The organism is Rathayibacter iranicus NCPPB 2253 = VKM Ac-1602, from assembly GCF_003149025.1.
Taxonomy (GTDB): Bacteria; Actinomycetota; Actinomycetes; order Actinomycetales; family Microbacteriaceae; genus Rathayibacter; species Rathayibacter iranicus.
Genome location: NZ_QGDV01000018.1, coordinates 24,733 through 48,486 on the forward strand (window position 1 = coordinate 24,733; position 23,754 = coordinate 48,486).

Below are 23,754 nucleotides of genomic sequence, written 5' to 3' on the forward strand. Positions count from 1 at the left end.
GAAGGGCGGGGTGAGGGAGAATGACTCCTCCCTCACCCCGCCCGACGGATCAGAGTCCGACGTCGCCGGCCTTGAGGAAGCCGGAGTCGACGAGGACGGACTGCACGTCGTCCTTCGTGACGACCTGCGGCTCGAGCAGGTACGAGGGGACGACCTTGCTGCCGTTGTTGTAGCTCTCGGTGTCATTCACCTCGGGCTTGTCGCCCGCGACGATCGACTGCACCATCTGGAACACACGGTCCCCCAGGGTGCGGGTGTCCTTCCAGACGGTCATCGACTGCTCGTCGGCGAGGATCGCCTTCACGTTGGCCTTGTCAGCGTCCTGCCCGGTGATGATCGGGTAGTCGGTGCCAGGGGCGTAGCCAGCCGACTTCAGCGAGGCCTCGATGCCGATGGCCAGGCTGTCGTTGGGGGAGAGTACGACGTCGACCTTCTGGCCGCCGGTGTAGAAGGAGGAGAGACGGTTGTCCATCTCGGACTGCGCCTTGTCGGAGGCCCAGCCCTGGATACCGATCGAGGCCCAGTCGTCATCGGATGCGGGCGACTTGCCGGAGGGAACGGTCAGCTTGCCGCTCTCGATGTAGGGCTGCAGAACATCCCAGGCGCCGGAGAAGAAGAACTTGGCGTTGTTGTCGTCGGGGCTGCCGGCGAAAGGCTCGAGGGTGAAGGGGCCCGCGGCGTTCTTGAGGTCGAGGGTCGACTCGATGTACTGGCCCTGGAGCTGGCCGACCTTGTAGTTGTCGAACGTCGCGTAGTAGTCGACGTCCTTGGTGCCGTTGATGAGGCGGTCGTAGGCGATGACGGTCGCATTCTGCTTCTTTGCCTCGGCCAGGACGGGCGCGAGGGCCTCGCCGTCGATAGCGGCGACGACCAGGATCTTGGAGCCGCCGGCGATCTGGTTTTGGATCTGCGAGATCTGCTGGTCGGTCTTGTTGTCGGCGTACTGGAGGTCGACGGTGCAGCCGTCGCCCTTGAGCTTGGTCTGGAGGCCTTCGCCGTCGTTGATCCAGCGCTCGAGGCTGCGGGTCGGCATCGAGATGCCGACGGTGCATTCGCCTTCTGCGCTGGCGCCTGCTGCGGCGCCGCCGGAGTTGGCGGGGCTCGCTGAACAGGCGGCGAGGCCGAGGGAGATGATGCCGGCGGCGGCCAGCGTAGTGATGCCGCGGGAGAACTTCATGGAGTGCATTCCTCTCTGAAAGCAGTGTCCGAGGGAGCGGACGGCGCGAGGGCATGCACAGGTGGAGCACGCCATCGTGTCGTCGCCCGGGGAGGGCGGGAGAGCCCCGAGGGGCTTTGTCCACGGAGAGAACATATTCCTTCGATCCGCGGGTGTAAAGCGCGACGGGACGATATGTCCAGGCGATGCGGAACTGTGACCTTCAGCCGTCGATCCGCGCCGTTGCTGTGGGAGAACGCTCTCAGAAGGCGTCGGCGACACCGCGTCGTGAGGGAACCGTGAGGACGAGGGGCGGGGCCGTAGGAGAAGCGTGAGGACGGCTGTGCGGCGCCCGGGCCGGGTGTTGCATCAGGACTCGTGCCGCTTCTCGGCAGGTGCCCGGGCCTCGGGTGCCGTCTTCTCCGGATGGAGTTTCCCGTGCTCGACCTCGCCTACCTCCTCGGCGTGCTCGCCCTCTTCTCGCTCATCGCTCTCGCTGCGAAGGGGATCGAGAAGCTGGGCGGACCGCCAACTCCTGCCCGCGACGCGAGGGGTGACCGGTGATCGTCTTCGATGCCCTCGCGGCCGTGTTGGCGCTCGCCGCCGTCGTCTACCTCGTCGTCGCGCTGATCCGACCGGAGCGCTTCTGATGGATCCGCTCCTCGCTGTCCTCCAGGTCGCGACCGTCGGCCTGGCCGTTGCGCTCCTGCACCGCCCGCTGGGCGAGCACATGTTCCGCGTCTACACCTCGACGCGCGACCTCGCGCTTGAGCGCGGCCTTTACCGCCTGATCGGGGTCGACCCGGCGGGCGAGCAGAGTTGGCGCGCCTACTTCCGCGCCGTGCTTGCCTTCTCGCTTGTCGGCGTCCTTTTTCTCTATGGGATGCAGCGGCTTCAGGCCGTTCTCCCCGGCTCGCTCGGGCTCCCCGCGGTGCCGGAGGGGCTGGCCTTTAACACGGCCGTCTCGTTCGTCACCAACACGAACTGGCAGTCGTACTCGCCCGAGGCGACCCTCGGCTTCGCCGTGCAGGTGGGAGGGCTCGCGGTGCAGAACTTCGTCTCGGCGGCTGTGGGACTCGCGGTCGCAGTGGCGCTGATTCGTGGATTCGCACGCCGCTCCTCCGGCACGCTCGGCAACTTCTGGGTCGACCTCGTGCGCGGCACGCTGCGCGTGCTGCTGCCGATCTCGCTTCTCGCCGCCGTCGTGCTCGTCGCGGGCGGAGTGATCCAGAACCTCAGCGACCCGCTGAGCGTGACGACGCTCACCGGCGGCGAGCAGAGCATTCCGGGCGGGATGGTCGCCTCGCAGGAGGCGATCAAGCTGCTCGGCACCAACGGCGGCGGGTATTTCAACGCCAACTCCGCGCATCCGTTCGAGAACCCCTCGGCCTGGGTGTCGCTGCTGCAGATTGTGCTGATCCTGGCGATCCCGTTCTCGCTGCCGCGCACTTTCGGCCGGATGGTCGGCGACGTGCGCCAGGGGCGCGCGATCCTCGCGGCGATGGCGACGATCTTCGTCGTGTCGCTCGCGGCCCTCACCGCCCTGGAGGCAGCGGGCGGCGGATCCGCGGCGCAGGCGGCGGGTGCCGCGATGGAGGGGAAGGAGACGCGGTTCGGCATCGCCGGTTCGGCTCTTTATGCGACCGCATCGACGCTCACCTCGACCGGCGCCGTCAACGCGATGCACGACTCCTTTACCGCGCTCGGTGGCATGCTGCCGATGCTCAACATGATGCTCGGTGAGGTCGCTCCCGGCGGGGTCGGCTCTGGCCTGTACGGGATGCTCGTGCTCGCGGTGCTGGCGGTGTTCGTCGGCGGGCTGCTCGTGGGGCGCACGCCCGAGTACCTGGGCAAGAAGCTCGGCCCGCGCGAGATCAAGCTCGCGAGCCTGTACATCCTGGTGACGCCGACGCTCGTGCTCGCGGGCACGGCGCTGAGCTTCGCGATCCCCGCGGTGCGCGCGGACGTGGAGAGCACGTCGATCCTGAACCCCGGGCTGCACGGGCTCTCGGAGGTGCTCTACGCCTTCACCTCGGCGGCGAACAACAACGGCTCGGCGTTCGCGGGGCTGACGGCGAACACGCCGTGGCTGAACACGGCGCTGGGCGTTGCGATGCTGCTCGGCCGGTTCCTGCCGATCGTGCTGGTGCTCGCGCTGGCCGGCTCGCTCGCGGCGCAGTCGCCGGTGCCCTCCAGCGCCGGGACCCTGCCCACCCACCGGCCGCAGTTCGTCGGCCTCCTCGTGGGAGTGACGGTCGTCGTGACCGCGCTCACCTACTTCCCCGTACTCGCGCTGGGGCCCCTGGCGGAAGGACTGTGACTGTGATGACCACTGCACTCAGTGAGGCGCCGGCGGAACCCGCCCGGCCCACCCGAGCGGCACTCGGACCGCGCCAGCTTGTCGCCGCGCTCCCCGGAGCGCTACGGAAGCTCGATCCGCGCCTGATGTGGCGCAACCCCGTGATGTTCCTCGTTGAGGTCGGCGCCGCGCTGACCACGCTGCTGGCGATCGCCGAGCCGTTCCTCGGCGGGCCGGAGCGCTCCGGCGGATCGACGGTGCCCGTCACCTTCACGGTCGGCATCGCGATCTGGCTCTGGCTGACCATGGTGTTCGCGAATCTCGCGGAGGCGGTGGCCGAGGGGCGCGGCAAGGCACAGGCCGAGAGTCTGCGCGCGACGCGCACCAGCACTCCGGCGCGGCGCGTCGCCGACTACGACTCCGCGGATCCGTCGGCCCTCTCGGCGCAGCTGGTCGAGGTCTCCTCGGCAGAGTTGCAGCTGGGCGACGTGGTCGTGGTGGAGGCGGGCGACCTCGTGCCCGGGGATGGCGACATCGTCTGGGGCATCGCCTCCATTGACGAGTCGGCGATCACCGGCGAGTCCGCGCCGGTGGTTCGCGAGAGCGGAGGCGACCGCAGCGCGGTCACGGGCGGCACCCGGGTGCTCTCGGACCGGATCGTCGTGCGAATCACTTCGCGACCCGGCGAGACCTTCGTGGATCGGATGATCGGACTGGTGGAGGGCGCGTCGCGGCAGAAGACGCCCAACGAAATTGCGCTGGACATCCTCCTCGCGAGCCTGTCGATCGTGTTCGTGGTGGTCGTGCTGACGCTGAACCCGATCGCGTCCTTCGCCGGCGCGTCGGTGAGCGTGCCGGTGCTGGTGGCGCTGCTGGTGTGCCTCATCCCGACCACCATCGGCGCCCTGCTCTCGGCGATCGGCATCGCGGGGATGGACCGGCTGGTGCAGCGCAACGTGCTCGCGATGTCCGGGCGGGCGGTGGAGGCGGCGGGCGACGTGACGACGCTCCTGCTCGATAAGACGGGGACGATCACCTACGGCAACCGGCGCGCGGTGGCGTTTCTGCCGCTGGATGGTGTGGCTGACGCCGACCTCGTGGACGCGGCCGCTGCCTCCTCGCTCAGCGATCCGACGCCCGAGGGGAAGTCGATCGTGGACCTCGCGGGCGACGTGGGTCGTCCTGCCGTCGTGGCTGCCCAGGGTGTTGAGGGAGCTCAAGGTGTTGAGGGAGCTCAGGCCGTCGTGGTGCCCTTTACCGCGCAGACCCGGATGAGCGGGCTCGACCTTCCGGACGGTTCGTCCCTCCGCAAGGGCGCCGGCTCGGCCGTGCGTGCCTGGGTGGAGGAGGAGGGGCCGCTGCTATCCGCGGTGGCTGCCCGGCTCACCGTGCTGGTCGACGGCGTCTCCCAGAGCGGTGGGACGCCCCTCGTGGTCGCGGTGAAGGACAGCGGCGGCGCGCGCCTCCTGGGTGTGGTGCACCTGAAGGACGTGGTGAAGGACGGGCTCGCGGAGCGCTTCTCGGAGCTGCGGGCGATGGGCATCCGCACCGTGATGATCACGGGTGACAACCCGCTGACGGCCCGCGCGATCGCGGCGGAGGCGGGAGTGGACGACTACCTCGCGGAGGCGACGCCGGAGGACAAGCTCGCGCTGATCCGGCGTGAGCAGGAGGGTGGCGCGCTGGTCGCGATGACCGGCGACGGGACGAACGACGCGCCTGCCCTCGCGCAGGCCGACGTGGGCGTGGCAATGAATACGGGCACGTCGGCGGCAAAGGAGGCCGGAAACATGGTCGATCTCGACTCCGACCCGACCAAGCTCATCGACATCGTCCGGATTGGGAAGCAATTGCTAATCACTCGCGGGGCGCTCACCACGTTCTCGATCGCGAATGACGTGGCGAAGTACTTCGCGATCATTCCGGCGATGTTCGCGGGGGTCTTCCCGGGGCTCGCGGTGCTGAACGTGATGCAGCTGCACTCGCCGGCCTCGGCGATCCTCTCGGCGATCGTGTTCAACGCGCTGGTGATCGTCGTGCTGATCCCGCTCGCCCTGCGTGGAGTCGCTTATCGCCCGGTTGCCGCGTCGCGCATCCTCAGCCGCAACCTGCTGGTCTACGGCCTCGGCGGCGTGATCGCCCCCTTCCTCGGCATCAAGCTCGTCGACCTCGTCGTCGCCACCCTCCCCGGGTTCTAATCCGTCCCCTCGTCCCCCGTCCCTCTACCCCTCCCGCGAAATGCCTCTTCGGTACGCCTCGCTCAGCGTGTTGCGTACTCACGTGGCATCTCGCGGGAGGGGGCAGGGAGAGGGGGCACCTAGTGAGAAGAGAGTTGTGAGTATGTTGAGGTTTCGTCCGTATGGGGTTGCTGTGCGTGTGATGGTCGTGTTGACCGCGGTGCTGGGGGTGGCGTATCCGGCCGCCGTCTTCGGAGTGGGGCAGCTCGTTTTTCCGGCGCAGGCGGGCGGGTCGCTCCTCCGTCAGGGTGGTGAGATCGTGGGCTCGTCGCTGATCGGCCAGTCGTTTACGGATGCCGACGGCGCTCCGTTGCCGCAGTGGTTCCAGTCGCGCCCCTCCGCAGCGGGATACGACGCGGGAGCCTCGACCGGCAGCAATCTCGGGCCCGAAAATGCCGATCTCGTCACGTCGATCCAGGAGCGGCGCACGGCCATCGCCACCTTCGAGGGCGTCGATCCGTCGGAGGTGCCGGCTGACGCGCTGACCGCCTCCGGGTCGGGGCTCGATCCCGACATCAGCCCGGCATACGCGCTGCTGCAAGTGCCCCGTGTCGCCGCGGCCCGTGGACTCGACGAGGACGCGGTTCGCGCGCTGGTCGAGGCGCAGACCAAGGGGCGGGTGCTCGGCTACCTCGGCGAGCCGAGCGTCGGCGTGCTCGAGCTGAACGTGGCGCTGGTGCGGCGGTGACCCGTCCATCGACGCATCCGGCTCGTAGACTCGCGTTCTGCTCGTCAGAAACGTCGGATTCAGCGAGCCGGCGCCGAGTCTGCGAGCCGAAGGTGAGGGGCGGGGCATGAGCACAGGCCGTCTGCGCGTGCTCCTTGGAGCCGCGCCCGGAGTGGGAAAGACGTACACGATGCTCGAGGAGGGTCGCCGGCTCTCCGCCGAGGGCCGCGACGTCGTGGTGGCAGTGGTCGAGACGCACGGCCGCTCCGCCACCGCTGCGATGGTCGAGGGCCTCGAGGTCGTGCCGCGCCGCGCCGTCGAGCATCGTGGCGTGCAGCTGGATGAGATGGACCTCGACGCGGTCCTCGCCCGCCGTCCCGACGTGGCCCTGGTCGACGAGCTCGCGCACACCAACGCCCCCGGCTCGCGGCACGACAAGCGCTGGGAGGATGTGCGGAGCCTCCTCGACGCCGGCATCACGGTCTTCTCTACCGTCAACATCCAGCACATCGACTCGCTGAACGATGTCGTGTATGCGATCACCGGAGCGCCGCAGCGCGAGACGATCCCGGACGCGGTCCTGCGCGCCGCCGATCAGATCGAGGTGGTCGATCTTGCCCCCCAGGCGCTGCGCGACCGCCTCGCCGCCGGCCGGGTCTATCCGTCAGAGCGGATCGACGCGGCGCTCTCCAACTACTTCCGCCTCGGCAATCTCACCGCCCTCCGCGAGCTCGCCCTGCTCTGGCTCGCCGACGAGGTCGACAGCGCCCTGCGCGACTACCGCGTCGAGCACGGCATCGACAGCACCTGGGAGGCGCGCGAGCGTGTGGTCGTCACCCTCACCGGCGGACCTGAGGGTGAGACCCTGCTTCGGCGCGGTGCGCGGATCGCGGCGCGCGCCTCCGTGGGCGACCTGCTCGCCGTGCACGTCGTGACGCCAGACGGCCTGCGCGCCCCGCGGCCGCACGTGCTGGAGGCGCAGCGTGCCCTGGTCGAGAAGCTCGGTGGCAGTTATCACCAGGTGGTCGGTGAGGACGTGCCGCGCACGCTGGTCGAGTTCGCCCGCTCGGTGAACGCGACGCAGCTCGTGATCGGAGTGAGCCGCCGCAGCCGACTTGCATCGGCGCTGACCCCAGGAACCGCGGCGACGGTGATCCGCGAGTCGGGAAACATCGACGTGCATATTGTCAGCCACTCGGCCGCCGGGCGCACGGCCGTGCTGCCGAGGCTCGACGGGGCGCTGACGTGGCGGCGGCGCATCCTGGGCATGGCGCTCGCGCTGATCGGCGGCCCGCTGGTGACCTGGCTGCTCTCGAGCCTGCGCAGCGACGAGTCGATCACCAGCGACGTGCTCTCCTACCAGCTGCTCGTCGTGCTGGTCGCGCTGGTCGGCGGCATCTGGCCGGCGCTGTTCGCGGCGGTGCTCTCGGGACTGACGCTCGACTTCTTTTTCGTCGATCCGCTCTACACGATCACGGTCGACGAGCCCCTGCACGCTCTGGCGCTCGTGCTCTACGTGCTGAACGCGGCGTTGGTGAGCGCGGTGGTGGATCGAGCGGCGCGTCGGGCACGCGCGGCGAAGCGCTCCGGGGCGGAGTCGGAGCTGCTCGCGACGATCGCGGGCGGCGTGATTCGCGGACAGGGAGCGCTCCAGGCGATCCTCGAGCGCTCGCGGGAGGCGTTCGGGCTGATTGGGGTGCGGCTGCTGCGTGACGGCGAGGTCGTCGCCTCCGACGGTGAACCCCGGCCTGACGGTGACCCCGCGCGAATCGCCGTGGGTGAGGGTGCCGTGCTGGAGTTGCACGGCCGCGAGCTGGAGGGGAGTGAGCGGCGGCTGTTGCAGGTGATTGCGGCGCAGCTCGCCTCCGTACTCGAAAACGCGGCGCTCAGCGAGACGGCCAGTTCGCTTGCTCCGCTCGCCGAGACCGACCGGGTGCGCAGTGCCCTGCTCTCGGCGGTCAGCCACGACTTGCGGCGTCCGCTCGCCGCCGCGACCGCCGCGGTGAGCGGACTGCGCGCGCCCGACGTGGTGTGGAGCGAACGCGACCGGGAGGAGCTGCTGGCGACCGCGGACGAAAGCCTGACCGTGCTCGCCGCGCTCGTCACCGACCTGCTCGATGTGACGCGACTGGAGGCGGGGGCGCTCGCCGTGGCCCTCGCTCCGCTCGACGCCGCCGACGTGGTCCTACCCGCCCTCGACGAGCTCGGGCTCGGACCCGGAGAGGTCGACCTCGACCTGGATCCGGAGGGCCCGGCGCTGCTCGCGGACACCGTGCTGCTGCAGCGGGTCATCGTCAATCTGCTCGCCAACGCCGTCCGTTTCGCGCCGGAGGGGACGCGGGTGCGGGTCGCAGCCAGCACTTTCGGTGGCACCGCGCAGCTCCGGATTGTCGATCACGGCCCAGGGGTACCGGCCGAGCGGCGGGCCGAGATTTTCGTGCCGTTCCAGCGGCTCGGCGACGACGACAACCTCACCGGGCTGGGGCTGGGGCTCGCGCTCTCGAAGGGCTTCACGGAGGGGATGGGCGGCACGCTCGAGACGGAGGACACTCCGGGGGGCGGGCTGACGATGGTGGTGACGCTGCCGCTCGCGCCGCAGAAAGCTGGTTCCGGTGCTGCTGCGCACGAGGATGGCGCGGGCGTCGCTCCGCACGAAGACTCCGAAGGAGCCGCATGAAGATCTTGATCGCCGACGACGACCCGCAGATCCTGCGCGCCCTGCGCATCACGCTCACGGCCCGCGGCTACGACGTGGTGACGGCGGGCGACGGAACGGAGGCGATCAACCGCGCGGTGGACGAGCATCCGGACCTCTACATGATCGATCTCGGCATGCCGCGGCTCGACGGGGTCGAGGTGATCCACGGGCTGCGCGGCTGGACGAGCGTGCCGATTCTCGTGGTCTCGGGACGCACGGGAGCCGCCGACAAGGTGGGGGCGCTCGATGCGGGGGCGGATGACTATGTCACGAAGCCGTTCTCGATGGATGAGGTGCTGGCGCGCATCCGGGCCCTGTCGCGGCGGGTGCAGCCGGCCGACGGCGAGCCGCTGGTCGTCATCGGCGACGTGACGGTCGACCTCGTGGCGAAGAGCGCGACGCGCGACGGCACCTCGGTGCGACTCACGCCGACAGAGTGGCAGGTGCTCGAGATCCTGATCCGCAATGCGGGCAAGCTGGTCACCCGCCGCTCCCTGCTGGCCGAAATCTGGGGCCCCGCGCATGTGACCGACACGGGGTACCTCCGCCTGTACATCGCGCAGCTGCGCAAGAAGCTCGAGCCGGACCCCGCGCGGCCGCGCTTTCTGCTCACGGAGGCCGGGATGGGCTACCGGTTCGTGCCGGGGGAGTGAGGCGGCCGGGCGTTCGGGGACACCCTGGTCATGGTGGGGTGGACAGAGTCAACTCATCGCGTGCTTCGATGGCGATGGCGCACACTTCGCTCGAGAGTAGTGCAGCGATAGCTTCACTACTTCCCGCAACGATCGTGCTGTCGACGTCGACCTCGGTTGCCACGAACCACGATCGGTCGGAAGGCCACCAGATCGTCGAACCCCGAGCACTGACGAAAGGCGCATCGAAGATGGACCCGCGCAGAAGAAAGAGATCTCTTAAGAACCATCTGATCGCCGCGGAAGTAGGAGGCTGTGATACGTCTCCCCACCCCTCCCATACGCCGAAGCAACAGTCCTCGGCGGTCCGGGTGTGAGCGTGGAGAATAGCAGCCACTGTGCGTGATTCAGCTTCTTGAAGCATTCCTTTTCGAGGGGCGTGCAGGTTCAGTTCGCCTGTGAGCGAGACCTTGATGTCGTCCCACTGAGTCGTGGGAGTAAGGTCAACGCCCGCTTCCTCGGCAACGGATGCCCAGGTGTCGGGAGAGACACTGTGGAATACCCGCGCGTAGGCGGGAAAGCTCGCCGGAATCATCCCACCTACCGAGAACTCAGGGGGAGTTGTTCCCTCGGTGACCCACGCTGCATCGGCCGCGCTCGTCGCAGGGTTGATCATGCCTTATCTCCTGGTCTCGACTGCGCTGACGTCAACAATCACGACGTCTTCGGCCGCTGAGGTGTCAGTGCTGTCAGCGAAGAAGGCTCCGTAACGGCGCCGGCGTCGAGGTGTGAGGTGCGCGGGCTGACGCCCGAGGGGAAAGTGACGTCGTCCGAACCGATGCCCCAAGAGATGACGTCCTTGCATGACCTTGCGGCGTTCGACGAGACATGCGTGTCGTTGTATCGTTGCGCTCATCCGTTCGACTGCTGCGCGCCTCGAAGGCCGGTCGAGACCTAGAGTTAATCCATGACTCCGCCGGTGCACAGGATGTCGGACGTGACGTTGATCGTTCCCTTCACGCGTCCCGAATTATGAGAATAATGCACGGCGAGCTTGCATGTGATAACCCGACCCCCGGGTCCTGATGCAGCCTCCGCCGGCGAGGCTAGGCTTGCGACTTCGAGTAGTGCTGTAGTGGTGGCAATGAATGACGAGTGCGTGAATGGCCGCAATGATGTCCCCCTGATGCTTCGATAGTATCGTCAGTGATCTCACCATTTCCTTTCGGGCGAGAATGATCAAGACTCCCGACCGAGGGTCAATGGATCTGAGAGGTGATACAGGTAGGTACGCCTGTTCACGGTGATCCGACTGGTGCTGGCCAGTCGTCCCCGATGACAGCGGCATGATTCCCGCGGTCTCAAGGGTGATTCGTCCGCCTGCCGCTCTGCGGAGAGTAGCGGCAGGTCGGGGGGAAATACGCAGTCGCCCGGGGAGGAACGACACGGTCTCGTCCTTCCCAGAAGCGACTTCATCCCTCCCCAGGCCGGCCGGCGAGCAGTTCTCCACCGATCAGCGACCGGCTCCCCACCGGTTCCCACGGGTACGGCACGCTCGACACAGTGAGCGCTCGACACAGTGAGCGGAGGAGGTGGTCGGCGTGGTCGTCCCGGACAGCGTGCTCGGCGTGGTGGCGCTCGTCGCACTGGTCGTGCCGGGGGTGCTCTACGCCTCAGTGCGGGTATGGGCGGGCGGATTCCGGTGGACGGACCACACCGTCTCGGCCCGGCTCTTCGAGGCGGTCCTGGTGAGCATCGCACTCGACGCGGCCTACCTCGTCGTGGCGGGCCCTGAGCTGATGCGCGTCGCCTCAGATCCGCGCGCTGCGCTCCTGCGGGAGCCTGCCGAGGTCGGGCGGTGGATTCTGGTGCTCGGCGTTCTGGTGCCGGTGGCGCTGGGATGTGCGCTGCACGTACGGCTGCGATGGTGGCGGCCACCCTTGCGGGTACTGCGGGTGCGCGGGCTCCGCTGGGTGCGGGTGCCGGTGGGACGCACGACGGCGTACGAGAGTGTGCCGACGGCGTGGGACAAGGTGGCTCCACGGATGAGGGATACCTGGGTGCGAGTGCAGCTGCCGGACGGGCGACGAGTCGGTGGGTGGATCTCGGTGGCCAGCTTCGCGTCCACCTACCCCCGATCTCGTGACATCTATATCCAGGAGCAGTTTGAGGTGCTCCCCGATGGCACATTCGGTGCAAAAATAGACGGAACCCGCGGAGTCTGGCTCTCGGTCCCGGACCACTCGGTGGTCGAATGGATCGAGAAGGCCGCCCCGCGTGCCGAGGAGGAGGAACCGTGACCGAAAAAACTCCCGTGATGTACGGCTCGATGGCTCGCGGCTACCCGCCGGCATACGGACACCCTGCTCCGGCCAACCCTCCGCCCGGTCGCTCGGGGATCTACGTGCCGCCGTCGCATCCCGGAGCCGCCCCGGAAACAAAATAGCGGGATCACCGATCGCGAGAACATCCCACGGCTTCCGCCTCCGCTCCTGCCTGCGCGGAGGAGAATGGACGCAGCCCAGCGAAGGAGACCACCGTGGATCAGCCGCGCATGAACGTCGAATCGTTCAACCTCGATCACCGCACCGTCACCGCACCCTACGTGCGCCTAGCCGACGCGAAGACGCTGCCCGGAGGTGACCACCTCGTCAAGTACGACGTGCGCTTCACCCAGCCCAACCGCGCCCACCTCGAGATGCCGACCGTGCACTCGCTCGAGCACCTGTTCGCCGAGAAGTCCCGCAACCACTCCGACCGTGTCATCGACTTCTCGCCAATGGGCTGCCAAACCGGCTTTTACCTGATTCTTTCGGGTGAGCCCGACCTTTCCGAGGTTCTGGCACTGGTCGAGGCGACGTTGCAGGACATCACCGAGGCCGACGAGGTCCCCGCCGCTAACGAGACCCAGTGCGGCTGGGGCGCCAACCACTCCCTCGAGGGGGCGCAGGAGGCGGCACGCACGTTCCTCGCGCACCGGTCCGAGTGGGAGACGGTCACGGCGTGAGTGCGTCGATCGTCCTGGTGGCAATGAATCAGGAGGCGGCGCCGTTCCTCCTGGCCGCAAGCACTGCCTCCGCGCCGTGCTCCGTCGGCACCGCGCTGCAGTGGGAGCTTGAACTCGACTCCCGCCCGGTGTTGCTGGTCCGCACGGGGATTGGGCTGGTCAACGCGGCGGGGGGACTCACCGCCGCAATCCTGCGCGAGGGCGGCAACCGACCGCTCGTGGTCAGCGCGGGCACGGCCGGTGGACTGGGTGCCGACGTGCGCGTGGGCGAGGTGGTGATCGGCACCGAGTACGTGCAGACCGACGCCGACGCGCGCGCCTTTGGTTACGCGCTCGGTCAGGTGCCGGGGATGCCCGCGCGCTACTCCGGCCAGGCGGCGGCGCTCGCAGCGGAACTTTCGCCGACGATGCCGGATGGCTCCGCGGTCGTGGTGCGGCGAGGGCTGATCGTCTCGGGCGACACCTTCGTCTCGGCTGAGTATGGTGATCGGGTCCGTGCAGACTTCGCCGGCGTACTGGCGACCGACATGGAGTCGGTCGCGCTGGCCCAGACGGCGCACGTTCACGGCCTGGATTTCGTGTCGGTCCGCGGCATCTCAGACCTTTGCGCGCCCGGCGAATTCGAGGCGCACGTTGACGATGCCGCCGAGCGTTCGATGGCCGTCGTCCGGTCACTCCTCGGCGCACTCGCCTAGCGCCGAGACGGCCGCTCCCCGACAAGACGCCGCGCGGGAAGCGGCGTCTCGGCGAGAGCGGGCCGTGCTACCAACCGCCTCGCGGAAGCGTCAGTCGGTACCGACGTGCTGGTCGCCGGCCTCCTGGGCCTTATCGACCTGGCCGGCGAACTTCCCGCCGGTCGCCGAGTCGGCGGCGTCGGCAGCCTTGTCGAGACCCTTGTCGGTCAGCTCCTCACCCTTGTCGCTGTTCGCCGCGTTCTTCGCCTTGTCGGCGAGTCCTCCGAGATCCACCATGGGAGTCGTTCCTTCCGTCGATGAGCGCCCGTCGAGCGGCGGGCCGTAGCCAGTCTCCGTCGGCGGACGCTGCTCCGCTCGGGGGTTGCGGAGCCGCCCAGCCGGGTGCACCCTCCGTGCCCCGAGTGCGAGGGTTCCCTCAGCGGGAGGGGCGGCTACGCCTCCGTGACCACGCCTCCGGAGACGCGCCAGTGGCGGGTCAGGTGCACGGTCTCGAGCATCCGACGGTCGTGGGTGACCAGCAGCAGGGTGCCCTCGTACGCCTCGAGGGCCTGCTCCAGCTGCTCGATCGCGGCCAGGTCGAGGTGGTTGGTCGGTTCATCGAGCACCAGGAGGTTCGTGCCGCGCGCCTGGAGCAGGGCGAGTGCCGCACGGGTCCGCTCGCCCGGCGAGAGCTCGTCGACGCGGCGGCTGACGTGGTCGGTCTTCAGCCCGAACTTCGCCAGCAGCGTGCGGATCTCGGCGGTCGGCCACTCCGGCACCAGCGCCTCGAAGGCGTCGGCGAGCGGCAGATCCGAAGCGAGCATCGCGCGCGCCTGGTCAATCTCACCGATGGCGACACTGGCGCCGAGCGAGGCTGTGCCCTCCTCCGGATCGGAGCGGCCCAGCAGCAGGGAGAGGAGCGTCGACTTGCCCGCGCCGTTGGGTCCGGTGATCCCGATCCGATCGCCCGCGTCGACCTGGAGTGACACCGGCCCGAGCGTGAACGTGCCGCGCCGAGCGACCGCGCCATTCAGCGTCGACACCACTGAGCTTGAGCGCGGCGCACTGCCGATCGTGAAGGCGAGCTGCCACTCCTTGCGTGGCTCCTCCACCTCCTCGAGCCGCGCGATCCGGCTCTCCATCTGGCGCACCTTCTGCGCTTGCTTCTCGCTCGACTCGGCGGAGGCCTTGCGGCGGATCTTGTCATTGTCCGGCGCTTTCTTCATTGCATTCCGGACGCCTTGGCTCGACCATTCGCGCTGCGTTCGGGCCCGCGAGACCAGGTCGGCCTTCTGCTCGGCGAAGTCCTCGTACTTCTCCCGGCGCTGGCGGCGCGCGGTCTCGCGTTCCTCCAGGAACGCGTCGTAGCCGCCTCCGTAGACGCGCGTGGTGCCCTGGGCGAGGTCGAGCTCGAGCACGCGGGTGACGCTGCGGGCGAGAAACTCGCGGTCGTGGCTGACGAGGACCGCCCCACCGCGCAGGCCCCGGACACAGGCCTCTAGGCGCTCCAGCCCGTCGAGGTCGAGGTCGTTCGTCGGCTCGTCGAGCAGCACAACGTCGAAGCGCGAGAGCAGCAGGGCGGCGAGGCCCACTCGCGCCGCCTGCCCACCTGAGAGCGAGGTCATCAGTGAGGACGAGGAGACGGCAGTCCCCAGCGCAAGGCCCAGATCGGCCAGCACCACTGGCACCCGCTCGTCGAGGTCGGCCGCTCCGCTGGCCAGCCAGCGGTCGAGGGCGAGGGCGTAGCGGTCGGCGACCGAGCCGTCTGGGTCGGGGTCAGCGAGGGCGGAGGCGGCGGCATCGAGTTCGGCGGAGGCCTCGGCGCAGCCGGTGCGGCGGGCAATGTACCCGGCGACGGTCTCGCCCTCGCGGCGCTCGTGCTCCTGCGGCAGCCAGCCGACGAAGGCGTCCCCGGGGGAGAGCACCACGCTGCCCTCGAGCGGAGGAGTCTCGCCGGCGAGGATGCGCAGGAGGGTCGACTTGCCCGCTCCGTTCGCGCCGACGACGCCGACCACGTCCCCGGGGGCGACCGTCAGGTCGAGGTGGTCGAACAGGGTGCGGTGCGCATAGCCTCCGGAGAGGCCTTTGGCGACGAGAGTAGCGGTCACGGCTCCAGCGTAGGCGGGGCTCACCTCGCTAGAACGTCACGTAATCAGGCGATCTAGGATGGCCGGATGAGCGACACAAGCCTCCGCAGCGGCGCGGGGTACTGGTATCCCGATGAGTCATCGACTCGTCGCGCCGTCGAGGTGTTGAGCGCCATGCGCAGCTACCGCGTGTCGGAAGTCTCGATGCGGCGCCGCACGCGCGAGCGGATGGCGATGGGTGAGACTGACCTCGTCGCGGTGCAGTACCTCCTCCGTCAGCAACGCATCGGTGTTCTCGTCACGGGCAAGGATCTGGCCGGTCACCTCTCGATCTCGTCCGCATCGACCACGGTCCTGATCGACCGGCTGGTCCGCAGCGGTCACCTCCTCCGCAAGCCGCACCCCACGGATCGCCGCGGCATCGTCGTCGAGGCGACTATCGACAGTGACCAGGAGGTCCGCGCGACCTTGGCGGAGATGCACCGCCGGATGCTCGAGATCGCCGAGGGCCTCGATGCCGCACAGGCTGAAGTCGTCGTGAACTTCCTCCGCCGGATGAGCGCCGCCGTGGATGAGGTCGACGTGGAGGGTGAGCACCCTACGGTCGACAATTCTGTAGCGAAAGCCCCGAGTGGGAATTAGCTAGATAGGCTAGTAATTATCGACGTGGCCTCTACTCTGGCCGAATGGGTCAATTCCTCTACGGCACTCCGCCTGCCGTCATCGAGATCGAGGATCGGACCTTGGCCCACTTGCAGATCGTGGTCTACGCCAAATTTCGCCGCGACGAGCGCTTCAGCCTCACCCTCGACTCGATGCCTGAGGGCGCCCGCGGGCGGCACTCCTTCTGGATGAACCCCAACATCGCGCTCCAGTTCCACTTCGCCGGCAGCCGGCAGCCGACGATCAATGCGGGTTGGGTGGAGTTGCTGATGGACGCGGCAAATAGCGGCGGTGGGCTGCGTCTGCTCCCTGAGCCCACCTCCTGACGCCGATCAGCCTGACTCGTGGCGTCCCGAGCCTCGCCGAGTCTCCTAGGGTGAAGCGAGCGCCATCGGCGCGCGAGAGGTGACGACATGCGAAGAACAGCTCTCGGAGCGACGGCACTGATCGTCGCGACCATCCTGACCGGCTGCACGGCGCCCGCACCGGCCCCCACCGTCACGGTGACCATCTTCGCCACCGCCACTCCAACTCCGACTCCCGCGGCCCCGGACCCGACCGTGACGGCGCCGCTCCCGCAGTCGACCGCGACGGTCTACGCTCCGGTCCCGGAGGCGACCGTCACCTTCACGCCGAACCCAACTCCGGACATCCCCGAGACGGCCATCGCGACCGACACCGGCACGGTCCCCGGAGCGACCGGCGAGCCGACGCGCAACGGCGCGGGCGACATCGTGAGCTACACGGTGGTGCAGGGCGACACGTTCTTCGACATTGCCCAGCGCTTCGCGATTCCGGTGCAGCAGTTGCTGCGGATGAACCCGAAGGTCACTGGAGCGGGCGAGGCCGTCTACATCGGCTCGGTCGTCAACCTCGACGCGAGCACCCTGGGGTAGTTCGCCGGCGAGCTACTGCGATTTCGGCAACACGTGGAAGGCGACCGCGAGGGATCCGGAGATCATCACAATGCCGCCGAAGAAGAGGAAGCCGGCAATGTCGGGCAGTAGGAACGAGTTGCCGAGAACGAGGATCCCGCCGAGAAAAAGCACGAACGAGAGGACGACGCCCAGACCAGTCATGCGTTCATCGTACGCAGGTCAGGGAAGGAGGAGATCCGCGAGTTCGTCGGCGTGGGTCACCATCGCGATCGTTCCGACCGCCTCGACCGCCGAGCCGTAGCCCCACTCGACCATGATCGTGGGCACCCCGTGGGCCGTGGCTCCCTGCACGTCGTGCTCCCGGTCCCCCACCATCACGGGCGCCGAGAGGTCGATGCCGAGGGCGCGGAGCCGGCGTAGCGCCTCCTCGACCACGTCGGCTTTTGCGCTGCGCACCTCGTCCTCCGAGGCGCCGCAGATCACTGTGAAGTGCTGAGCGAGCCCATAGTGCTCGAGGATCCGCGTGGCTGCCGACTCCGGCTTTGACGTTGCCAGCGAGAGCGGGATGCCCGCCTCGGCGATGCGCGTGAGCACGTCGGGTAGCCCCGGATAGACGGAGGAGTCGAACAAGCCGTCGGCGTTGTAGCGGCGGCGATAGACGGCCAGCGCGGCCTGCGCCTCCCCGACACTCATCCCGCCCAGTTCGCAGAACGCGTCGAGCAGGGGCGGGCCGACGTAGGCCAGCAACTCGGCTGGAGTCGGGACGGGGCGGCCGAGTTCGACGAAAGTGTCCACGAGGGTGCCGGTGATTCCGGGGGCGGAGTCGGTGATCGTGCCGTCGAGGTCAAAGAGGATGCAGGACCAGGTCCCGGCTCGCTCGTCGACGCCGGTGGCGGCGAGGGTCGTATCGGACATGACGGGCTCCTGACCTCGGGGACGCGGTGATGCCGGCGCTGTCTCGCCGGGGGCACACTCTACGGCCGTTCTGTGTCGAGGGCCCTTTCGATGAACGAACGGGCCACGACTTGCGCGATGGATCCCGGGTCGAGCTGGACGGCGACGAAGTCGGCGGTGCCGATGAGGGCGAACGCCTCGCGGCCGGGAAGGACGAGCATCTGCACTCGCGGGTGCTGCGCGCGGGGGACGGCGGTGCGGACTTCGTCGGTGGAGGTAAAAAGCGGAAGCACCTGCTCGCCGGTGGTCGTCGCCACGGTGCGCAGATGCGGAACTCCGCCGGGCTGAGAGCCGGTGATGTCGACCACGAGCGAGCCCCTAAGGCACGCGGTGAGGAGAAGATCAATCGCGGCAGTGGTCGGCTCGGTCACCAGTGCCTCAAGTGCCTCTCGTGCGGGAGTATTGCGGTAAGGGCCGGGACGCGCGGGTCGTGCAGGGGGTCCGCCTCGTGGAGCCATGACTCCACGCTAACGAACATCGTCCTTCGTTCGGAATCGTCCTCGACTCCGAGTGGCACTCTGAGTCGTCTATCAGGACACTGTGTCGACTAATCGGCTGGGAGTGAAGTCGTGCTCGCCCCTGATTAGCCTCTTTTCTCCTGGACATTTCCTCGATCGTGGCGCGTGAATGGACCGAAAAGCGCCAGGCCTCCCACATCATCTTCTCGGAGGGGGTAATGTTTCATCCGGCACGCACTACTACAGGTCGGCCCCGAGCACTCCAGGAGGAGAAGTGGCACAGAAGATTACTCTTGTCGACGATATCGACGGAACCCCTATCGAATCCGGTGACGGCGGCACCGTCCGCTTCGGTATCGAGGGCGCGAACTACGAGATCGACCTCGGTCCCGACAACATCGCCCAGTTGCACTCGGCCCTCGAAAAGTTCATCTCCAATGGCCGTCGACAGGGCGCGCGTTCTGGCGCCGCGGCGACGACCGGCTCCGCATCCAAGAGCGACCCCAAGCAGCTCAAGGCGATCCGCGACTGGGCGAACGCGAACGGTTACAAGGTCTCTCACCGCGGACGCATCCCCGCCGAGGTCCAGGCCGCTTACCAGGCCGCCAACAAGTAATCCCGCATCGGGTTCGTTCCCGACACGAGGAAGGCCCCCGAGGAGTGATCCCCGGGGGCCTTCCTCGTGTCCGAACTGCGCGTGCCGGCTGAGGCTTGCGCCCATTCAGAACAGGCGAGTGTGCGAATCGTCGATTCCGCGCATCGTCTCGTAATCGAGGACGACGCAGCGGATACCACGGTCCTCCGCGAGAGTGCGCGCTTGCGGCTTGATCTCCTGTGCCGCGAAGACTCCCTTGACCGGTGCGAGATGCGGATCGCGATTCATCAACTCCAGATAGCGGGTCAACTGCTCCACTCCGTCGATCTCGCCGCGGCGCTTGATCTCGACCGCGACAGCCGCTCCGCGGGAATCTCGCGCGAGGATGTCGACAGGTCCGATGGCGGTCATGTACTCGCGCCGGACGAGAGTGTGACCCTCGCCGAGAAGGCTGATCTGCTCCGCGAGAAGCCGTTGGAGATGCGACTCGACTCCGTCTTTCACGAGTCCCGGATCGACGCCAAGTTCGTGGGTCGAATCATGAAAGACCTCGTGGATTGACACGACGAGCGCATCGCCGGTCTTGCGGTGTGCGACGGTCCATTGCTGCGTGACTCCGCCCGCCCGGGCTTCATCGTCGGGCTCGCCGGTGATCAGAGTGCAGGGCGGGCTCATCCAGTTCAGTGGCTTGTAGGAGCCGCCGTCGGAGTGGATGAGGACGCTCCCGTCGGCCTTGACCAGGAGGAGCCGAGTGGCGAGCGGAAGGTGGGCGCTGAGACGGCCGGTGTAGTCGACGGAGCAGCGCGCGATGACGAGACGCACCCGTCGAGGATAGACGCCCTCCGTGCGGGCGTGGGGCTGTGCGATGTGCAGGGGATTCGACCTCCACCGCCTCGCCCGGGCGGCGGAGATGGATCTCTGGTGCGAAAGTCCTGCACATCGCACGCCGGTGCGGCGGAGTTACCGTCTGCGGGCGGCCGGCGAGGCCAGCCCGGCGACGATGACGAGCGCGAGCACCAGGAACAGTGCGTTCAGCAGGCCAAAATGCTGGCCAAGGAAGCCGATCGATGGCGGTCCGACCAGGAACGCCACGTAACCGAGCATCGCGACCGCACTGACGCGAGCGGCCGAGTGTGGCCCCTCCGCCGCGGCCGACATGCCCACCGGGAAGCCGAGCGAGCAGCCCAGCCCCCAGGCAAGCGCTCCGACGATCACGAGTGCGTCGATCGGACCGAGGATGAACAGCAGGATCCCGACGATGGCGAGCAGGGCGGAGGCGCGCAGCACCGGCACGCGCCCGAAGCGGTCGAGCACGGGGCCGCCGATGACGCGACCGACGGTCATCGCCGCCACGAAGACGCCGAAGACCACGGCAGCGGTCGTCATATCGGCGCCGTGCCCATCGACCATCGCGAGGGTCAGCCAGTCGTTCGCCGAACCCTCCGCGAACGCCATGCCGAGCATGATGACGCCGATCAGGACGAGCCGACCGTCGCGCCACACGCCGAGGGAGGCGGCGATGCGTTGACGGACCGGCGGCGTCACGGCATCGGCGGTGTCGAGTTCTTTCCGAATGGGAACGAAGCGAATCGCGACGAGCGCGGTCACGACCATGATCACGGCGACCGCGCCGAGATGCGCCGCCACGCTCACGTGCAGAGCGGAGGCGCCGGCGCCCAGGAGTGCGCCCGCGACGGTCCCGAGGCTGAAGAAGGCATGAAAGAGCGGGAGCAGGGTCTTGCCGAAGGCCGCCTCGTTGGCCGCACCCTCGACATTCATCATCACGTCGACGGCGCCGTTGCCGAAGCCGAGCATCGCCATGCCGGCGAAGGCGACCGGAAGGATGCCGACCATGTCCGCGCCAACGCCGAGCACGGCAAGCCCGGCCGCGGACACGGTGAGGCCGAGCACCATCCCGCGCCGGGGGCCGACCGCGCCCATGATCGGTGTCGAGAGGCCGAGACCGACGACGGCGCCGATCGACATCGAGAGGATCAGCAGGCCGACGTGAGAGGTGGTGAGCTGAAGTTCGTCGCGGATGGCAGGAGTGCGCGAGACCCAGGTGGCGATCGCGATCCCGCTGAGGACGAAGATCGTGAAGACGGCGTTGCGCCAGGCGATGAGCTGCGGGCGCGTGAGTGCGGAGGTCGATGTCATGCCGGTTCTCCTGGTGCGGGCGGGACCCGGGCGGCGGCGGCGGATCGAGGAGCACGGTCGAATCGATTCGAAGCGGGCCGGTCTAAGCTATCCGGAACCCCGGGAACGGTCAACCAAAGAGCCCCGAGGAGGAGGAACGTGCAACCCCGAAAGAGCCCTCGCCCGACGCTTGCCCGCGTCGCCAGCCGGGCCGGAGTCTCGCCCTCGACCGCCTCGCTCGTGTTCAGCGGCGCCGGACCGGTCTCGGAGTCGACCAAAGAGCGGGTGCTCCGCGCGGCGGCCGAGCTCGACTATGCGGGGCCCGATCCGCGGGCGCGCTCCCTGCGCCGAGGACGCTCCGGGATTGTCGGAGTGGTGGTCGATGAGCGACTGCTGTACGCCTTCCGCGATCCGATCAAGCTCGCCTTGCTCGATGGCATCGCGGACGTTCTCGGCGGCATCGACGCGGGCATCCTGCTGCTCACCGAGACGGAGGACGGGGCCGGGCTGCTCGCGACGGCGCCGGTCGACGCGATGATCCTGATCGGGTGCAGCCCCTCCGCTGACGACTCCGTCGCCGTGCTGCGTCGCCGGGGAGTGCCGGTGGTGGTGGTCGAGGGAGTCTCGGCGCTCGGCGGCGCGGTGATCTCGCTCGACAATCGCGAGGCGAGCCGTACTCTGGCCGAGCATCTGCGCGAGCTGGGGCACGAGCGCGTCGCCGCAGTCTCGCTCCCGTTCGCGAAGGATCGCCGGCGCGGGCCGATCCCGGCCGACTGGCGCTCGAGCCCGAGCGTCACTCCGGTCGACCGCCTGCTCGGTGTGCAGGACGTGTACCCCGACGTGCAGGTGGTGGCCGCTGCGGCCAGCACGGTCGATGAGGGAGTGATGGCGGGCAGGGCGCTGCTCGACGTCGCCCAACCGCCGACGGCCGTCGTGGCGCAGAGCGACCTGCTCGCAGCGGGCGTGATCCTCGCCGCGGAGGAGCGGGGACTCCGCGTGCCGGGGGACCTCTCGGTGGTCGGCTTCGACGGGGTGCAGGTGCCGGGTCTCGCCGCCGAGTACGACCTGACGACGATGGCGCAGCCCGCGGTCGAGAAGGGGCGCGCGGCGGGTCGAGCCGCGGTGGCACTCCTCGCGGAGGAGGAGGCCGTGGCCGTCTGCTTCGAAGCGGTGTTTCACCGTGGGAACACGAGCGCGCCGCCGCGCTGAGCCGGACGTGGCCCCAGAATCTACAGCCCAGGGGTCAGCGGAGCCAGACGTCGCTGCGGACACGGAGCCCGAGCGTGAGCGCCCGGGCGCCGAGGTAGCCCACGGCGAAGGCGAGCCACAGCGCCAGCAGCCGCGACGGGGTTGGCGCGGAAGGTGCGAGCAGTGCCAGCGGCGCGAAGACGGCGAGGTTCACCAGGCCGCTGAGAGCGAGGTAGCGGCCGTCACCGGCGCCGATCAGCACGCCGTCGAGCACGAAGACGAAGCCGCCGAGCGGAGCCGTCAGGCCGACCACCGCGATCGCCGAGGGCAGCAGGCGTACCACCTCCGGATCGCTCGAGAAAACCGACGGCAGAAGGCCGCTCAGAGACACGACGATGGCGCCGAGTGCGACTCCGGTGCCGACTCCCCAGCTCACGCAGCGTTTCGTGACCGCGCGAGCCCGCGCGTGATCGCCCTCGCCAAGGAGTCGTCCGAGCAGCGCCTGCGCGGCAATCGCCACCGCGTCGAGTGCGAAGGCCACCGTCGAGAACAGCGTCATCGCCACCTGGAACGCGCCGAGTTCCTCCGCCCCGAGGGAGGTGGCGACCGCCACGGCGAGCAGGATCGCCGCGCGCAGACTCGCGGTGCGCAGCAGCATCCAGCCACCCGAGCCGGCGGAGGAAGCGAGGCCCGCGAGGTGGGGGCGCAGCGGCGCGCCGACCTTCCGCGCGAGGCGCAGCGCGACTCCCGCGTAGGCCGCGAGCATCGCCCACTGGGCGATCACTGTTCCGAGCGCCGACCCGGTTATCCCCAGGCCGGCCGGGTAGATGAGGAGGGCGTTCAGCGCGGCGTTCAGCGCGAATCCGCCTGCCGCGATCACGAGCGGAGTGCGGGTGTCCTGGAAGCCGCGGAGCAGACCGGTGAGTGCGAACACGCCGAGCATGGCGGGAATTCCGGCCATGCTTACCGCGAGGTAACGAATGCCGGCCTCGGCGACCGCCGGCTCCGCTCGGAAGAGTGCGATGACGGGCCCGGCGGTGAACGCGCCGACGAGGGCGATGACTGTTCCAAGCAGCAGGGCGAGCCAGCCGCCGTCGATCCCCGCGGCCACCGCGCGGCGCTCGTCGCCCTCGCCGAGTGCCCGCCCCACCCGCGGGGTCGTGCTGTAGGCGAGGAACACCATCAGCCCGACGATGGTCTGGAGCACGGCGCCGCCGAGCGCGAGCCCCGCCAGCGGCACCGCGCCCAGATGCCCCACCAGAGCGGAGTCGGTCAGCAGGAACAGCGGCTCGGCGACGAGCGCTCCGAGCGCCGGCACCGCGAGCCGCAAAATACTGCGGTCAAGTTCGGAGATCACCGCCCGACGCTACAGCCCCCCACCCGTCCCCCACCCCCGTCCCTACCGGGGTTCCCTGGGCGGGGGAG

The 23,754-nt window shown here is 68.7% G+C and carries 26 protein-coding genes; 16 read left to right on the forward strand and 10 right to left on the reverse strand.

All coding sequences use genetic code 11. From position 1 onward, the window contains the following. Window positions 1-49: 49 nt before the first annotated feature. Window positions 50-1,177: a multiple monosaccharide ABC transporter substrate-binding protein gene (chvE, locus tag B0H03_RS14185; protein ID WP_419956917.1), complete on the reverse strand. Its 1,128-nt coding sequence runs from the start codon at window positions 1,175-1,177 to the stop codon at window positions 50-52. 417 nt (window positions 1,178-1,594) lie between these two features. Here chvE and B0H03_RS17290 point away from each other — a divergent pair, with 417 nt between their 5' ends. The 7 genes from B0H03_RS17290 (at window position 1,595) to B0H03_RS14215 (ending at window position 9,710) form a co-directional block, all read left to right on the forward strand. Next, the gene (locus B0H03_RS17290; RefSeq protein WP_258062071.1) at window positions 1,595-1,720 is read left to right on the forward strand and encodes a hypothetical protein; all 126 of its coding nucleotides are present in this window, start codon (window positions 1,595-1,597) and stop codon (window positions 1,718-1,720) included. Beyond that, complete coding sequence (kdpF, locus tag B0H03_RS14190) at window positions 1,717-1,806, forward strand: K(+)-transporting ATPase subunit F (RefSeq protein WP_104265794.1); 90 nt, start codon at window positions 1,717-1,719, stop codon at window positions 1,804-1,806. Before B0H03_RS17290 ends, kdpF begins: the two co-directional genes overlap by 4 nt. Then, on the forward strand, window positions 1,806-3,476 hold the full coding sequence (gene kdpA / locus B0H03_RS14195; protein ID WP_104265795.1) for a potassium-transporting ATPase subunit KdpA: 1,671 nt from the start codon (window positions 1,806-1,808) through the stop codon (window positions 3,474-3,476). Before kdpF ends, kdpA begins: the two co-directional genes overlap by 1 nt. A 5-nt stretch (window positions 3,477-3,481) precedes the next feature. Continuing rightward, on the forward strand, window positions 3,482-5,653 hold the full coding sequence (kdpB, locus tag B0H03_RS14200) for a potassium-transporting ATPase subunit KdpB (protein ID WP_104354382.1): 2,172 nt from the start codon (window positions 3,482-3,484) through the stop codon (window positions 5,651-5,653). Between the two features lie 142 nt (window positions 5,654-5,795). Then, window positions 5,796-6,380, forward strand: a complete 585-nt coding sequence (kdpC, locus tag B0H03_RS14205; RefSeq protein ID WP_104265803.1) for a potassium-transporting ATPase subunit KdpC — start codon at window positions 5,796-5,798, stop codon at window positions 6,378-6,380. A gap of 106 nt (window positions 6,381-6,486) precedes the next feature. Then, entirely contained in the window at window positions 6,487-9,036 is a 2,550-nt protein-coding gene (locus B0H03_RS14210) for a sensor histidine kinase (protein ID WP_104265804.1), read from the forward strand. Beyond that, window positions 9,033-9,710: a response regulator gene (locus B0H03_RS14215; RefSeq protein ID WP_104265805.1), complete on the forward strand. Its 678-nt coding sequence runs from the start codon at window positions 9,033-9,035 to the stop codon at window positions 9,708-9,710. The genes B0H03_RS14210 and B0H03_RS14215 overlap by 4 nt, the downstream gene beginning before the upstream one ends. Window positions 9,711-9,738: 28 nt before the next feature. Here the strand turns inward: B0H03_RS14215 and B0H03_RS14220 are convergent, their stop codons facing one another. Next, on the reverse strand, window positions 9,739-10,365 hold the full coding sequence (locus B0H03_RS14220) for a hypothetical protein (protein ID WP_104265806.1): 627 nt from the start codon (window positions 10,363-10,365) through the stop codon (window positions 9,739-9,741). Between the two features lie 925 nt (window positions 10,366-11,290). On the opposite strand from B0H03_RS14220, the gene B0H03_RS14225 reads away from it, so the two are divergent. The 4 genes from B0H03_RS14225 to mtnN all read left to right on the forward strand — a co-directional run bounded on the left by B0H03_RS14225 (window position 11,291) and on the right by mtnN (window position 13,391). Beyond that, entirely contained in the window at window positions 11,291-11,989 is a 699-nt protein-coding gene (locus B0H03_RS14225; protein ID WP_127844015.1) for a DUF6338 family protein, read from the forward strand. Further along, window positions 11,986-12,135: a hypothetical protein gene (locus tag B0H03_RS16705; RefSeq protein ID WP_160487397.1), complete on the forward strand. Its 150-nt coding sequence runs from the start codon at window positions 11,986-11,988 to the stop codon at window positions 12,133-12,135. The genes B0H03_RS14225 and B0H03_RS16705 overlap by 4 nt, the downstream gene beginning before the upstream one ends. 108 nt (window positions 12,136-12,243) lie before the next feature. Then, window positions 12,244-12,696: an S-ribosylhomocysteine lyase gene (locus B0H03_RS14230; protein WP_104265820.1), complete on the forward strand. Its 453-nt coding sequence runs from the start codon at window positions 12,244-12,246 to the stop codon at window positions 12,694-12,696. Then, window positions 12,693-13,391 (forward strand): 5'-methylthioadenosine/S-adenosylhomocysteine nucleosidase, encoded by a 699-nt coding sequence (gene mtnN, locus B0H03_RS14235; RefSeq protein ID WP_241560460.1) that lies wholly within the window; start codon window positions 12,693-12,695, stop codon window positions 13,389-13,391. The genes B0H03_RS14230 and mtnN overlap by 4 nt, the downstream gene beginning before the upstream one ends. Before the next feature lie 90 nt (window positions 13,392-13,481). Here the strand turns inward: mtnN and B0H03_RS14240 are convergent, their stop codons facing one another. After that, window positions 13,482-13,667, reverse strand: a complete 186-nt coding sequence (locus B0H03_RS14240; RefSeq protein ID WP_104265808.1) for an Rv0909 family putative TA system antitoxin — start codon at window positions 13,665-13,667, stop codon at window positions 13,482-13,484. 155 nt (window positions 13,668-13,822) lie between these two features. After that, on the reverse strand, window positions 13,823-15,478 hold the full coding sequence (locus tag B0H03_RS14245) for an ABC-F family ATP-binding cassette domain-containing protein (protein ID WP_104265809.1): 1,656 nt from the start codon (window positions 15,476-15,478) through the stop codon (window positions 13,823-13,825). 66 nt (window positions 15,479-15,544) lie between these two features. Between B0H03_RS14245 and B0H03_RS14250 the strand changes: the two genes are divergently transcribed. From B0H03_RS14250 to B0H03_RS14260, 3 genes are all read left to right on the forward strand, one after another. Then, window positions 15,545-16,099 (forward strand): MarR family winged helix-turn-helix transcriptional regulator, encoded by a 555-nt coding sequence (locus B0H03_RS14250; RefSeq protein WP_104354023.1) that lies wholly within the window; start codon window positions 15,545-15,547, stop codon window positions 16,097-16,099. 44 nt (window positions 16,100-16,143) lie between these two features. Then, the gene (locus B0H03_RS14255) at window positions 16,144-16,446 is read left to right on the forward strand and encodes a DUF7882 family protein (RefSeq protein ID WP_104265811.1); all 303 of its coding nucleotides are present in this window, start codon (window positions 16,144-16,146) and stop codon (window positions 16,444-16,446) included. Between the two features lie 87 nt (window positions 16,447-16,533). Continuing rightward, window positions 16,534-17,016, forward strand: coding sequence for a LysM peptidoglycan-binding domain-containing protein (locus tag B0H03_RS14260; RefSeq protein WP_104265812.1), 483 nt, complete (start codon window positions 16,534-16,536; stop codon window positions 17,014-17,016). A gap of 12 nt (window positions 17,017-17,028) precedes the next feature. Here the strand turns inward: B0H03_RS14260 and B0H03_RS16710 are convergent, their stop codons facing one another. The 3 genes from B0H03_RS16710 to B0H03_RS14270 are packed head-to-tail and all read right to left on the reverse strand — an operon-like array spanning window position 17,029 to window position 18,410. Beyond that, window positions 17,029-17,199, reverse strand: coding sequence for a hypothetical protein (locus B0H03_RS16710; protein ID WP_160487398.1), 171 nt, complete (start codon window positions 17,197-17,199; stop codon window positions 17,029-17,031). An 18-nt stretch (window positions 17,200-17,217) separates the two neighbouring features. Further along, window positions 17,218-17,913, reverse strand: coding sequence for an HAD hydrolase-like protein (locus B0H03_RS14265; RefSeq protein WP_104265813.1), 696 nt, complete (start codon window positions 17,911-17,913; stop codon window positions 17,218-17,220). Window positions 17,914-17,972: 59 nt separating this feature from the next. Further along, complete coding sequence (locus B0H03_RS14270) at window positions 17,973-18,410, reverse strand: SseB family protein (protein WP_104265814.1); 438 nt, start codon at window positions 18,408-18,410, stop codon at window positions 17,973-17,975. 274 nt (window positions 18,411-18,684) lie between these two features. Here B0H03_RS14270 and B0H03_RS14275 point away from each other — a divergent pair, with 274 nt between their 5' ends. After that, a complete protein-coding gene (locus tag B0H03_RS14275) occupies window positions 18,685-19,026 on the forward strand; it encodes a histone-like nucleoid-structuring protein Lsr2 (RefSeq protein WP_181075085.1) in 342 nt (113 codons plus the stop codon). Window positions 19,027-19,131: 105 nt separating this feature from the next. Here the strand turns inward: B0H03_RS14275 and nucS are convergent, their stop codons facing one another. Further along, a complete protein-coding gene (gene nucS / locus B0H03_RS14280) occupies window positions 19,132-19,827 on the reverse strand; it encodes an endonuclease NucS (RefSeq protein WP_104265816.1) in 696 nt (231 codons plus the stop codon). A gap of 138 nt (window positions 19,828-19,965) precedes the next feature. Then, window positions 19,966-21,162, reverse strand: coding sequence for an MFS transporter (locus tag B0H03_RS14285; RefSeq protein ID WP_104265817.1), 1,197 nt, complete (start codon window positions 21,160-21,162; stop codon window positions 19,966-19,968). A 138-nt stretch (window positions 21,163-21,300) separates the two neighbouring features. Between B0H03_RS14285 and B0H03_RS14290 the strand changes: the two genes are divergently transcribed. Further along, window positions 21,301-22,350, forward strand: coding sequence for a LacI family DNA-binding transcriptional regulator (locus tag B0H03_RS14290; RefSeq protein ID WP_104265818.1), 1,050 nt, complete (start codon window positions 21,301-21,303; stop codon window positions 22,348-22,350). 34 nt (window positions 22,351-22,384) lie between these two features. Here B0H03_RS14290 and B0H03_RS14295 read toward each other — a convergent pair whose 3' ends face one another. Next, a complete protein-coding gene (locus B0H03_RS14295; RefSeq protein ID WP_104265819.1) occupies window positions 22,385-23,686 on the reverse strand; it encodes an MATE family efflux transporter in 1,302 nt (433 codons plus the stop codon). Window positions 23,687-23,754: the final 68 nt, after the last annotated feature.

Bases quoted from the DNA above. Each gene is read 5' to 3' on its own strand.
- chvE (WP_419956917.1), bottom strand. From the start codon at position 1,177: ATGAAGTTCTCCCGCGGCATCACTACGCTGGCCGCCGCCGGCATCATC.
- kdpA (WP_104265795.1), top strand. From the start codon at position 1,806: ATGGATCCGCTCCTCGCTGTCCTCCAGGTCGCGACCGTCGGCCTGGCC.
- kdpB (WP_104354382.1), top strand. From the start codon at position 3,482: ATGACCACTGCACTCAGTGAGGCGCCGGCGGAACCCGCCCGGCCCACC.
- kdpC (WP_104265803.1), top strand. From the start codon at position 5,796: ATGTTGAGGTTTCGTCCGTATGGGGTTGCTGTGCGTGTGATGGTCGTG.
- B0H03_RS14210 (WP_104265804.1), top strand. From the start codon at position 6,487: ATGAGCACAGGCCGTCTGCGCGTGCTCCTTGGAGCCGCGCCCGGAGTG.
- B0H03_RS14215 (WP_104265805.1), top strand. From the start codon at position 9,033: ATGAAGATCTTGATCGCCGACGACGACCCGCAGATCCTGCGCGCCCTG.
- B0H03_RS14220 (WP_104265806.1), bottom strand. From the start codon at position 10,365: ATGATCAACCCTGCGACGAGCGCGGCCGATGCAGCGTGGGTCACCGAG.
- B0H03_RS14230 (WP_104265820.1), top strand. From the start codon at position 12,244: ATGAACGTCGAATCGTTCAACCTCGATCACCGCACCGTCACCGCACCC.
- B0H03_RS14240 (WP_104265808.1), bottom strand. From the start codon at position 13,667: ATGGTGGATCTCGGAGGACTCGCCGACAAGGCGAAGAACGCGGCGAAC.
- B0H03_RS14250 (WP_104354023.1), top strand. From the start codon at position 15,545: ATGAGCGACACAAGCCTCCGCAGCGGCGCGGGGTACTGGTATCCCGAT.
- B0H03_RS14255 (WP_104265811.1), top strand. From the start codon at position 16,144: ATGGGTCAATTCCTCTACGGCACTCCGCCTGCCGTCATCGAGATCGAG.
- B0H03_RS14260 (WP_104265812.1), top strand. From the start codon at position 16,534: ATGCGAAGAACAGCTCTCGGAGCGACGGCACTGATCGTCGCGACCATC.
- B0H03_RS16710 (WP_160487398.1), bottom strand. From the start codon at position 17,199: ATGACTGGTCTGGGCGTCGTCCTCTCGTTCGTGCTTTTTCTCGGCGGG.
- B0H03_RS14265 (WP_104265813.1), bottom strand. From the start codon at position 17,913: ATGTCCGATACGACCCTCGCCGCCACCGGCGTCGACGAGCGAGCCGGG.
- B0H03_RS14270 (WP_104265814.1), bottom strand. From the start codon at position 18,410: ATGGCTCCACGAGGCGGACCCCCTGCACGACCCGCGCGTCCCGGCCCT.
- B0H03_RS14285 (WP_104265817.1), bottom strand. From the start codon at position 21,162: ATGACATCGACCTCCGCACTCACGCGCCCGCAGCTCATCGCCTGGCGC.